A 12,407-nucleotide genomic window follows, 5' to 3' on the forward strand; every position below is an offset into this window, starting at 1 on the left:
TTGAACATGAAAATCTCCCCCTCGTTAATGTGTATGGATCTGCTGAAATTTAAAGAACAGATCGAATTTATCGACAACCATGCCGATTACTTTCACATCGATATCATGGACGGCCACTTTGTGCCGAATCTGACGCTCTCACCGTTCTTCGTAAGCCAGGTAAAAAAACTGGCGAGTAAACCGCTCGACTGCCATCTGATGGTAACGCGTCCGCAGGATTACATTGCTCAACTGGCACGTGCAGGAGCTGATTTCATCACTTTGCATCCGGAAACTATCAACGGTCAGGCATTCCGCCTGATTGATGAAATCCGCCGTCATGGCATGAAAGTGGGGCTGATTCTTAATCCGGAAACGCCGGTTGAGGCCATGAAATACTATATCCATAAGGCTGATAAAATTACGGTCATGACTGTCGATCCCGGTTTTGCCGGACAACCCTTCATTCCTGAAATGCTGGATAAAGTTGCCGAACTGAAGGCATGGCGTGAACGAGAAGGTCTGGAGTACGAAATTGAGGTGGACGGTTCCTGCAACCAGGCAACTTACGAAAAACTAATGGCGGCAGGGGCGGATGTCTTTATCGTCGGCACTTCCGGCCTGTTTAATCATGCGGAAAATATCGACGAAGCATGGAGAATTATGACCGCGCAGATTCTGGCTGCAAAAAGCGAGGTACAGCCTCATGCAAAAACAGCATAACGTCGTAGCGGGCGTGGATATGGGGGCAACGCATATCCGCTTTTGTCTGCGGACAGCAGAAGGTGAAACGCTACACTGCGAAAAAAAGCGGACCGCAGAAGTTATTGCTCCCGACCTGGTGTCGGGTATCGGCGAAATGATTGACGAGCAACTCAGGCGCTTTAACGCTCGCTGTCATGGTCTGGTGATGGGATTTCCGGCGCTGGTCAGTAAAGATAAACGCACCATTATTTCTACGCCTAACCTGCCGTTAACAGCGGCAGATTTATATGATCTCGCCGATAAGCTCGAAAATACGCTGAATTGTCCGGTTGAGTTTTCCCGCGACGTTAACCTGCAACTCTCCTGGGACGTAGTAGAAAATCGCCTTACGCAACAACTGGTTCTGGCAGCCTATCTCGGTACGGGGATGGGGTTCGCAGTGTGGATGAACGGTGCGCCGTGGACGGGTGCGCACGGTGTGGCAGGCGAACTGGGCCATATCCCCCTGGGAGATATGACCCAACACTGCGCGTGTGGTAATCCTGGGTGCCTGGAAACCAATTGCTCTGGAATGGCGCTAAGACGCTGGTACGAACAACAGCCCCGAAATTACCCATTGAGCGATCTTTTCGTCCATGCGGAAAACGCCCCTTTCGTCCAGAGTCTGCTTGAAAACGCGGCACGAGCCATTGCCACCAGCATTAATCTGTTCGATCCCGATGCGGTGATTCTGGGCGGTGGCGTGATGGATATGCCCGCCTTCCCACGCGAGACTCTCATTGCCATGACCCAAAAGTACCTGCGCCGTCCACTGCCGTATCAGGTTGTGCGCTTTATTGCCGCCTCATCTTCTGACTTTAATGGCGCTCAGGGTGCAGCAATATTGGCGCATCAACGTTTTTTGCCACAGTCCTGTGCTAAAGTCCCATGAGTAAAGCGTTGGCACAGTAGCGCAATGTCCCGCTGTGCCAACGACAGGTACAATATATATAATAATTACATAAAACAGCCCATATTATTCCCAGCAATGATAGTTCTACTGTAATTTTCCCTCTTCAGCACAAATGCCTAATAAAATGGCTCGTTCCGCTCACACTTCCACTTATTAAAGTCGCAATTTCAGAATTATGATAACGCCAGCTTTAAATGACGTATTTTGCATGGATTACATATTTACGACATAAATGATAAATGGAGATTTATATGAATAACTCTCGGTTATTCCGTTTGAGCAGGATTGTTATTGCGTTCACTGCCGCCAGCGGCATGATGATAAATACCGCTTACGCAACAGATGAAGCGAAAGCCGCCACTCAATATACCCAACAGGTTAATCAGAATTACGCCAAATCATTACCGTTTAGCGATCGTCAGGATTTTGACGATGCCCAGCGTGGATTTATCGCTCCGCTGCTGGATGAAGGTATTCTGCGTGATGCGAACGGTAAAATTTACTACCGCGCGAATGATTACAAATTTGATATTAATGCCGCTGCGCCGGAAACCGTAAACCCCAGCCTGTGGCGTCAGTCGCAGATCAACGGCATTTCAGGCCTGTTCAAAGTCACCGATAAAATGTATCAGATGCGCGGCCAGGATATCTCTAACATTACGTTCGTTGAGGGCGAGAAAGGCATTATTGTTATTGACCCACTGGTGACGCCACCTGCCGCAAAAGCCGCACTTGACCTTTACTTCCAGCATCGTCCGCAAAAACCCATTATTGCCGTTATCTATACCCACAGCCACGCCGACCACTATGGCGGCGTGAAAGGCATCATCTCTGAAGCCGATGTTAAATCCGGCAAAGTTCAGGTGATTGCTCCAGCTGGCTTTATGGACGAAGCCATCAGCGAAAACGTGCTGGCGGGTAACATCATGAGCCGCCGTGCGCTCTACTCTTACGGTCTGTTACTGCCGCACAACGCGCAAGGCAACGTGGGCAACGGCCTGGGCGTGACGCTGGCAACGGGCGACCCGAGCATTATTGCACCGACTAAAACTATCGTCAGAACTGGCGAGAAGATGATTATCGACGGCCTGGAATTTGACTTCCTTATGACCCCTGGTAGCGAAGCGCCAGCCGAAATGCACTTCTATATTCCGGCCCTGAAAGCCCTGTGTACCGCCGAGAACGCCACGCATACCCTGCACAACTTCTACACTCTGCGCGGCGCGAAAACCCGCGATACCAGCAAGTGGACCGAGTACCTGAACGAAACGCTGGATATGTGGGGTAACGACGCGGAAGTACTGTTTATGCCGCACACCTGGCCGGTCTGGGGCAATAAGCATATCAATGATTATATTGGTAAATATCGCGATACTATCAAGTACATTCACGACCAGACCCTGCACCTGGCGAACCAGGGCTACACCATGAATGAAATCGGCGACATGATTAAGCTGCCGCCTGCGCTTGCCAATAACTGGGCCAGCCGCGGCTATTACGGTTCTGTCAGCCACAACGCCCGCGCGGTGTATAACTTCTATCTTGGCTATTACGACGGTAACCCGGCTAACCTGCATCCGTATGGTCAGGTGGAGATGGGTAAACGTTACGTGAAAGCGCTGGGCGGTTCTGCCCGCGTCATCAACCTGGCGCAAGAAGCGAACAAGCAAGGTGATTACCGCTGGTCGGCAGAACTGCTGAAACAGGTGATTGCCGCCAACCCGGGTGACCAGGTCGCGAAGAATCTGCAAGCGGATAACTTTGAACAGCTGGGCTATCAGGCCGAGTCCGCCACATGGCGCGGTTTCTACCTGACCGGCGCGAAAGAGCTGCGCGAAGGGGTACATAAGTTCAGCCACGGCACCACCGGTTCCCCGGACACCATTCGTGGGATGTCGGTCGAAATGCTGTTCGACTTTATGGCCGTTCGCCTCGATAGCACGAAAGCCGCAGGTAAAAATATCAGCCTGAACTTCAATATGAGCAACGGCGATAACCTCAACCTGATGCTGAACGATAGCGTGCTTAACTACCGTAAAACGCTGCAATCGCAAGCCGACGCCTCTTTCTACATTAGCCGTGAAGATCTGCACGCCGTGCTGACCGGACAGGCTAAAATGGCCGATCTGGTGAAAGCGAAGAAAGCCAAAATTATTGGCAATGGCGCGAAACTGGAAGAAATTATCGCCTGTCTGGATAATTTCGATTTGTGGGTGAATATCGTAACCCCAAATTAATGTCACTCGCTTTTGGGGGCGCTGAAGCCCCCAAAGCATTTGCTTTAAAAATATATACAGCCAATTAATAAATAAAATATATAAGTTATGAATGCGGTGGCTGAATAAAGCTATTTTTATTCATCGAGAAAATAGCCATACTGACGCCTTCAATGGATATTGATATTCACTACAGATATTGTTCGCAGCAGACAGGATGTATTTAATATGCCAACAGTTCTCTCTCGCATGGCGATGCAACTCAAAAAAACAGCCTGGATAATTCCCGTCTTCATGGTTTCGGGATGCTCATTATCTCCGGCAATCCCGGTGATCGGCGCTTATTATCCCGGCTGGTTTTTCTGCGCCATTGCCAGCCTTATTTTGACGCTCATCACGAGGCGAATTATTCAGCGGACAAATATCAATCTGGCATTTGTCGGAATTATTTATACCGCCCTTTTTGCTCTCTACGCCATGCTGTTCTGGCTGGCATTTTTCTAATCTATTTGAGACGCGCTCATGGAAAGTACGCCGAAAAAAGCTCCTCGCAGTAAATTCCCTGCTCTGTTAGTGGTTGCGTTGGCGCTGGTTGCCCTTGTTTTCGTTATCTGGCGCGTAGACAGTGCGCCATCAACTAATGACGCTTACGCGTCAGCAGATACCATTGATGTGGTGCCGGAAGTCAGCGGTCGCATTGTAGAACTGGCGGTCACCGACAACCAGGCGGTGAAACAGGGCGATTTGCTGTTCCGCATTGATCCGCGCCCGTACGAAGCCAATCTGGCGAAAGCTGAAGCCTCCCTCGCGGCGCTGGATAAGCAAATTATGCTCACCCAGCGTAGCGTTGACGCACAACAGTTTGGTGCCGACTCGGTTAATGCCACGGTAGAAAAAGCCCGTGCCGCCGCGAAACAAGCCAGCGATACGTTACGCCGTACCGAACCGCTACTGCGAGAAGGTTTTGTTTCTGCGGAAGAGGTTGACCGTGCAAGAACCGCACAGCGTGCGGCAGAAGCGGATCTTAATGCCGTATTGTTGCAGGCGCAGTCAGCCGCCAGCGCCGTCAGCGGCGTGGATGCGCTGGTGGCGCAGCGTGCGGCAGTCGAAGCGGATATTGCCCTGACCAAACTGCATCTGGAAATGGCGACCGTTCGCGCGCCGTTTGATGGCCGGGTCATTTCCCTCAAAACCTCCGTCGGGCAATTTGCTTCTGCCATGCGCCCTATTTTTACCCTAATCGACACTCGTCACTGGTACGTGATCGCCAACTTCCGCGAAACCGATCTGAAAAATATTCGCTCAGGTACACCCGCAACCATTCGCCTGATGAGCGACAGCGGCAAAACCTTCGAGGGTAAAGTGGATTCGATTGGCTACGGCGTGCTACCGGATGACGGCGGCCTGGTGCTGGGCGGCCTGCCGAAAGTGTCTCGTTCTATTAACTGGGTCCGCGTTGCCCAGCGTTTTCCAGTCAAAATCATGGTCGATAAACCTGACCCGGAAATGTTCCGCATCGGCGCTTCGGCAGTCGCTAATCTTGAGCCGCAATAATGAGCGCGCTCAACTCCCTGCCATTACCGGTGGTCAGGCTGCTGGCGTTCTTTCATGAAGAGTTAAGCGAGCGGCGGCCAGGTCGCGTGCCGCAGACCGTGCAACTCTGGGTAGGCTGCCTGCTGGTAATTCTGATCTCGATGACCTTTGAGATCCCTTTTGTGGCGTTATCGCTGGCAGTGCTGTTTTACGGTATTCAGTCGAACGCGTTTTACACCAAATTTGTCGCGATCTTGTTTGTGGTTGCCACGGTGCTGGAGATCGGCAGCCTGTTTTTGATCTACAAATGGTCATACGGCGAACCGTTGATCCGATTGATCATCGCCGGACCGATCCTGATGGGCTGTATGTTTTTGATGCGCACCCATCGGTTGGGGCTGGTCTTTTTCGCCGTCGCCATAGTCGCTATTTACGGGCAAACCTTCCCCGCCATGCTCGACTATCCGGAAGTGGTCGTGCGCTTAACCCTGTGGTGTATCGTTGTCGGCCTCTATCCAACCTTGCTGATGACGTTAATCGGCGTGCTGTGGTTTCCCAGCCGCGCTATCACGCAGATGCATCAGGCGCTTAATGATCGGCTTGATGATGCCATTAGCCACCTGACGGACAGCCTCGCACCGCTACCCGAAACGCGGATTGAAAGAGAGGCGCTGGCGCTGCAAAAACTCAATGTCTTTTGCCTCGCGGACGATGCCAACTGGCGAACTCAGAGCGCATGGTGGCTAAGCTGCGTGGCAACGGTAACCTACATTTACTCGACGCTGAATCGCTACGATCCCACCTCTTTTGCTGATTCTCAGGCAATTATTGAATTTCGGCAAAAATTAGCCTCAGAAATCAACAAGCTGCAGCATGCCATTGCCGAAGGTCAGTGCTGGCAAAGCGACTGGCGGATCACTGAAAGTGAAGCGATGGCGGCACGGGAATGTAACCTGGAGAATATCTGCCAGACGTTATTGCAACTGGGTCAGATGGACCCGAATACGCCGCCAACGCCCGCCACCAAACCGCCATCAATGGTCGCCGACGCTTTTACCAATCCAGACTATATGCGCTACGCGGTAAAAACGCTGCTCGCCTGTTTGATCTGTTACACCTTCTACAGCGGCGTGGACTGGGAAGGCATTCACACCTGTATGCTGACCTGCGTGATCGTCGCTAACCCGAATGTTGGTTCGTCGTATCAGAAAATGGCGCTGCGTTTTGGCGGTGCCTTCTGCGGTGCAATTCTGGCGCTGTTATTCACGCTGCTGGTCATGCCCTGGCTGGACAATATTGTCGAATTGCTATTTGTGCTGGCACCGATTTTCCTGTTGGGTGCATGGATTGCCACCAGCTCTGAACGCTCTTCTTATATCGGCACACAGATGGTGGTCACCTTCGCGCTCGCCACGCTCGAAAACGTTTTTGGCCCGGTGTACGACCTGGTGGAAATTCGCGATCGCGCCCTGGGTATCATCATTGGTACCGTGGTGTCCGCGGTGATTTACACCTTTGTCTGGCCTGAAAGTGAAGCGCGCACGCTGCCGCAAAAACTGGCTGGCGCGCTGGGTATGTTGAGTAAAGTAATGCGGATCCCACGCCAGCAGGAAGTCACTGCTCTGCGCACTTTTCTGCAAATTCGCATAGGTCTGCATGCGGCGTTTAATGCCTGTGAAGAGATGTGCCAACGCGTGGCGCTGGAGCGTCAACTGGACAGCGAAGAACGCGCTTTACTGATTGAACGTTCGCAAACGGTTATTCGTCAGGGCCGCGATATTCTTCACGCCTGGGATGCAACCTGGAACTCGGCGCAGGCGCTGGATAACGCACTACAGCCGGACAGAGCAGGTCAGTTTGCCGACGCCCTGGAGAAATACGCCGCCGGTCTGGCAACCGCACTCAGCCGTTCTCCTCAAATAACGCTTGAAGAGACACCCGCCTCGCAGGCCATCCTGCCCACCTTATTAAAACAGGAGCAACACGTCTGCCAGCTTTTCGCCCGCTTGCCAGACTGGACAGCCCCGGCATTAACGCCCGCCACGGAACAGGTACAAGGAGCCACGCAATGATCAATCGTCAACTTTCACGCCTGCTGTTGTGCAGCATTCTCGGCAGCACGACGCTGATTTCCGGCTGTGCCCTGGTACGTAAGGATTCTGCGCCTCATCAACAGCTCAAACCGGAACAAATCAAACTGGCCGATGATATTCATCTTGCCAGCTCCGGCTGGCCGCAGGCGCAGTGGTGGAAACAACTCAATGACCCGCAGTTGGATGCCCTGATCCAACGGACGCTAAGTGGTTCACACACCCTCGCCGAAGCGAAACTGCTGGAAGAAAAAGCGCAGTCGCAGGCCGATTTGTTAGATGCCGGTTCACAATTACAGGTCGCAGCGTTAGGGATGCTCAACCGCCAACGCGTCTCGGCGAACGGCTTTTTAAGCCCTTATGCGATGGATGCGCCAGCACTGGGTATGGACGGGCCGTACTATACGGAAGCCACAGTCGGTTTGTTTGCCGGACTGGATCTCGATTTGTGGGGTGTGCATCGCTCAGCGGTTGCTGCCGCCATTGGCGCGCATAATGCCGCGCTGGCAGAAACCGCAGCAGTAGAGCTATCGCTGACCACGGGCGTAGCGCAGCTTTATTACAGTATGCAGGCCAGCTATCAGATGCTCGATCTGTTAGAACAAACTCGCGATGTGATTGATTACGCGGTGAAAGCGCACCAGAGTAAAGTGGCGCACGGTCTGGAAGCGCAAGTGCCTTTCCACGGCGCGCGGGCACAGATTCTGGCGGTCGATAAACAAATTGCTGCCGTCAAAGGGCAAATCACTGAAACGCGAGAATCTCTGCGTGCATTGATTGGCGCGGGAGCCAGCGATATGCCGGAGATCAAACCGGTGGCATTACCACGAGTACAGACCGGCATTCCGGCAACGCTCTCTTATGAGTTGCTCGCCAGACGCCCGGATCTGCAAGCCATGCGCTGGTATGTTCAGGCGTCATTAGATCAGGTGGATTCCGCGCGGGCGCTGTTCTACCCGAGCTTTGATATCAAAGCGTTTTTCGGTCTGGACTCCATCCACCTGGATACCTTATTCAAAAAAACCAGTCGCCAGTTCAACTTCATCCCGGGTCTGAAATTGCCGCTGTTTGACGGTGAACGGTTGAATGCCAATCTCGAAGGCACTCGCACCGCCAGCAACATGATGATTGAACGTTACAACCAGTCAGTATTGAACGCGGTGCGTGACGTTGCCGTCAACGGCACACGTCTGCAAACCCTCAACGACGAGCGAGAGATGCAGGCGGAACGCGTGGAAGCAACGCGCTTCACCCAGCGCGCAGCCGAGGCCGCTTATCAGCGCGGCTTAACCAGCCGCTTACAGGCCACCGAAGCCCGGTTGCCAGTGCTTGCCGAAGAGATGTCATTACTGATGCTGGACAGCCGCCGGGTGATCCAAAGCATTCAGTTGATGAAATCGCTGGGCGGCGGGTATCAGGCGGCTCCCGTCGTCGAGAAAAAATAAAATGTCTGCCGCGTGATGGCTGTCACGCGGTATTTCGTTTCGTCACGTCAAAACTGACGACAGCCTGTTTTTCGTCAGAGTTTTGAATAAATAGTGCCCGTAATATCAGGGAATGACCCCAAATAAAATGTGGCATAAAAGATGCATACTGTAGTCGAGAGCGCGTATGCGTGATTTGATTAACTGGAGCGAGACCGATGAAAAAAGTCGTCACGGTTTGCCCCTATTGCGCATCAGGTTGCAAAATCAACCTGGTCGTCGATAACGGCAAAATCGTCCGGGCGGAGGCAGCGCAGGGGAAAACCAACCAGGGTACCCTGTGTCTGAAGGGTTATTATGGCTGGGACTTCATTAACGATACCCAGATCCTGACCCCGCGCCTGAAAACCCCCATGATCCGTCGCCAGCGTGGCGGCAAACTCGAACCTGTTTCCTGGGATGAGGCACTGAATTACGTTGCCGAGCGCCTGAGCGCCATCAAAGAGAAGTACGGTCCGGATGCCATCCAGACGACCGGCTCCTCGCGTGGTACGGGTAACGAAACCAACTATGTAATGCAAAAATTTGCGCGCGCCGTTATTGGTACCAATAACGTTGACTGCTGCGCTCGTGTCTGACACGGCCCATCGGTTGCAGGTCTGCACCAATCGGTCGGTAATGGCGCAATGAGCAATGCTATTAACGAAATTGATAATACCGATTTAGTGTTCGTTTTCGGGTACAACCCGGCGGATTCCCACCCAATCGTGGCGAACCACGTAATTAACGCTAAACGTAACGGGGCGAAAATTATCGTCTGCGATCCGCGCAAAATTGAAACCGCGCGCATTGCTGACATGCACATTGCACTGAAAAACGGCTCGAACATCGCGCTGTTGAATGCGATGGGTCATGTCATTATTGAAGAAAACCTGTACGACAAAGCTTTCGTCGCTTCCCGTACAGAAGGCTTTGAAGAGTATCGTAAAATCGTTGAAGGCTACACGCCGGAGTCGGTTGAAGATATCACCGGCGTCAGCGCCAGTGAGATTCGTCAGGCGGCGCGGATGTATGCCCAGGCGAAAAGCGCCGCCATCCTGTGGGGCATGGGTGTAACCCAGTTCTACCAGGGCGTGGAAACCGTGCGTTCTCTGACCAGCCTCGCGATGCTGACTGGTAACCTCGGTAAGCCGCATGCGGGTGTAAACCCGGTTCGTGGTCAGAACAACGTGCAGGGTGCCTGCGATATGGGCGCGCTGCCGGATACGTATCCGGGATACCAGTACGTGAAAGATCCGGCTAACCGCGAGAAATTCGCCAAAGCCTGGGGCGTGGAAAGCCTGCCTGCTCATACCGGCTATCGCATCAGCGAGCTGCCGCACCGCGCAGCGCATGGCGAAGTGCGTGCCGCGTACATTATGGGCGAAGATCCGCTGCAAACTGACGCGGAGCTGTCGGCAGTACGTAAAGCCTTTGAAGATCTGGAACTGGTCATCGTTCAGGACATCTTTATGACCAAAACCGCGTCGGCGGCGGATGTTATTTTACCGTCAACGTCGTGGGGCGAGCATGAAGGCGTGTTTACTGCGGCTGACCGTGGCTTCCAGCGTTTCTTCAAAGCGGTTGAACCGAAATGGGATCTGAAAACGGACTGGCAGATTATCAGTGAAATCGCCACCCGTATGGGTTATCCGATGCACTACAACAACACCCAGGAGATCTGGGATGAGTTGCGTCATCTGTGCCCGGATTTCTACGGTGCGACTTACGAAAAAATGGGCGAACTGGGCTTCATTCAGTGGCCTTGCCGCGATACTTCAGATACCGATCAGGGGACTTCTTATCTGTTTAAAGAGAAGTTTGATACCCCGAACGGTCTGGCGCAGTTCTTCACCTGCGACTGGGTAGCGCCAATCGACAAACTCACCGACGAGTACCCGATGGTACTGTCAACGGTGCGTGAAGTTGGTCACTACTCTTGCCGTTCGATGACCGGTAACTGTGCGGCACTGGCGGCGCTGGCTGATGAACCTGGCTACGCACAAATCAATACCGAAGACGCCAAACGTCTGGGTATTGAAGATGAGGCATTGGTTTGGGTGCACTCGCGTAAAGGCAAAATTATCACCCGTGCGCAGGTCAGCGATCGTCCGAACAAAGGGGCGATTTACATGACCTACCAGTGGTGGATTGGTGCCTGTAACGAGCTGGTTACCGAAAACTTAAGCCCGATTACGAAAACGCCGGAATACAAATACTGCGCCGTGCGCGTCGAGCCGATCGCCGATCAGCGCGCCGCCGAGCAGTACGTGATTGACGAGTACAACAAGTTGAAAACTCGCCTGCGCGAAGCGGCACTGGCGTAATACAGTCCTTTCTACAGCCTCCTTTCGGAGGCTGTTTTTTTATCCATTCGAACTCTTTATACTGGTTACTCCCTACCCAATCGTATTATCAAAATGAAAAAAATTATCGCATTGATGTTGTTTTTAACATTCTTTGCCCACGCGAACGACTCCGAGCCTGGCAGCCAGTATTTAAAGGCAGCAGAGGCCGGGGACCGACGCGCACAATATTTTCTTGCCGACAGCTGGTTTAGCTCCGGCGATTTGAGCAAAGCCGAATATTGGGCACAGAAAGCCGCCGACAGCGGTGATGCTGATGCCTGCGCGCTGTTGGCGCAGATCAAAATCACCAATCCGGTCAGTCTGGACTATCCACAAGCAAAAGTTCTTGCAGAGAAAGCAGCGCAAGCGGGCAGTAAAGAAGGTGAAGTAACGCTGGCGCATATTCTGGTAAATACGCAAGCGGGTAAACCGGATTATCCAAAGGCGATTTCGCTGTTAGAAAACGCTTCGGAAGATCTGGAGAACGACTCTGCCGTCGATGCCCAAATGCTGCTTGGTTTGATTTACGCCAACGGCGTGGGCATTAAGGCCGACGATGACAAGGCAACCTGGTATTTCAAACGCAGCTCTGCGATTTCCCGAACCGGTTATTCCGAGTACTGGGCGGGAATGATGTTCTTAAACGGTGAAGAAGGTTTTATCGAGAAGAACAAACAAAAGGCGCTGCACTGGTTAAATCTGAGCTGTATGGAAGGGTTTGATACCGGGTGTGAAGAGTTTGAAAAATTAACTAACGGTTAAGGTAGGCCTGATAAGACGCGGCAAGCGTCGCATCAGGCATTGATGTCGGATGCGGCGTAAACGCCTTATCCGACCTACAAAATCACGCTAAATCAGGCTATTGCGCAGTCTGGCGTAGGCCTGATAAGACGCGGTAAGCGTCGCATCAGATATTGATGTCGGATGCGGCGTAAACGCCTTATCCGACCTACAAAATCACCCTAAATCAAGCTATTGCGCAGTCTGGCGTAGGCCTGATAAGACGCGGCAAGCGTCGCATCAGATATTGATGTCGGATGCGGCGTAAACGCCTTATCCGACCTACAAAATCACCCTAAATCAAGCTATTGCGCAGTCTGGCGTAGGCCTGATAAGACGCG

The 12,407-nt window shown here is 52.6% G+C and carries 9 protein-coding genes; all 9 read left to right on the forward strand.

The window, feature by feature from the left end:
* Positions 1–6 precede the first annotated feature (6 nt).
* A complete protein-coding gene (gene alsE / locus ACJHWT_RS08045; RefSeq protein ID WP_001317554.1) occupies positions 7–702 on the forward strand; it encodes a D-allulose-6-phosphate 3-epimerase in 696 nt (231 codons plus the stop codon).
* Positions 686–1,615 carry an allose kinase gene (alsK, locus tag ACJHWT_RS08050; RefSeq protein ID WP_001171673.1) on the forward strand — a complete coding sequence of 310 codons (930 nt, stop codon included), beginning with the start codon at positions 686–688 and terminating at the stop codon, positions 1,613–1,615. The genes alsE and alsK overlap by 17 nt, the downstream gene beginning before the upstream one ends.
* A gap of 272 nt (positions 1,616–1,887) precedes the next feature.
* On the forward strand, positions 1,888–3,873 hold the full coding sequence (gene yjcS / locus ACJHWT_RS08055) for an alkyl sulfatase YjcS (RefSeq protein ID WP_001317553.1): 1,986 nt from the start codon (positions 1,888–1,890) through the stop codon (positions 3,871–3,873).
* Positions 3,874–4,080: 207 nt separating this feature from the next.
* The gene (locus tag ACJHWT_RS08060) at positions 4,081–4,356 is read left to right on the forward strand and encodes a YtcA family lipoprotein (protein ID WP_001317551.1); all 276 of its coding nucleotides are present in this window, start codon (positions 4,081–4,083) and stop codon (positions 4,354–4,356) included.
* Between the two features lie 18 nt (positions 4,357–4,374).
* Complete coding sequence (gene mdtN, locus ACJHWT_RS08065; protein ID WP_000446365.1) at positions 4,375–5,406, forward strand: multidrug efflux transporter periplasmic adaptor subunit MdtN; 1,032 nt, start codon at positions 4,375–4,377, stop codon at positions 5,404–5,406.
* Entirely contained in the window at positions 5,406–7,457 is a 2,052-nt protein-coding gene (gene mdtO, locus ACJHWT_RS08070) for a multidrug efflux transporter permease subunit MdtO (protein ID WP_001275226.1), read from the forward strand. Before mdtN ends, mdtO begins: the two co-directional genes overlap by 1 nt.
* A complete protein-coding gene (mdtP, locus tag ACJHWT_RS08075; RefSeq protein WP_065203387.1) occupies positions 7,454–8,920 on the forward strand; it encodes a multidrug efflux transporter outer membrane subunit MdtP in 1,467 nt (488 codons plus the stop codon). The genes mdtO and mdtP overlap by 4 nt, the downstream gene beginning before the upstream one ends.
* A 197-nt stretch (positions 8,921–9,117) precedes the next feature.
* The gene (fdhF, locus tag ACJHWT_RS08080; protein ID WP_077249496.1) at positions 9,118–11,265 is read left to right on the forward strand and encodes a formate dehydrogenase subunit alpha; all 2,148 of its coding nucleotides are present in this window, start codon (positions 9,118–9,120) and stop codon (positions 11,263–11,265) included.
* Positions 11,266–11,358: 93 nt separating this feature from the next.
* On the forward strand, positions 11,359–12,048 hold the full coding sequence (yjcO, locus tag ACJHWT_RS08085) for a Sel1 family TPR-like repeat protein YjcO (RefSeq protein ID WP_000719886.1): 690 nt from the start codon (positions 11,359–11,361) through the stop codon (positions 12,046–12,048).
* The last annotated feature ends 359 nt before the right edge of the window (positions 12,049–12,407 follow it).

The sequence above is a fragment of the Escherichia sp. WS338 genome (assembly GCF_046486405.1).
Classification (GTDB): Bacteria; Pseudomonadota; Gammaproteobacteria; order Enterobacterales; family Enterobacteriaceae; genus Escherichia; species Escherichia coli.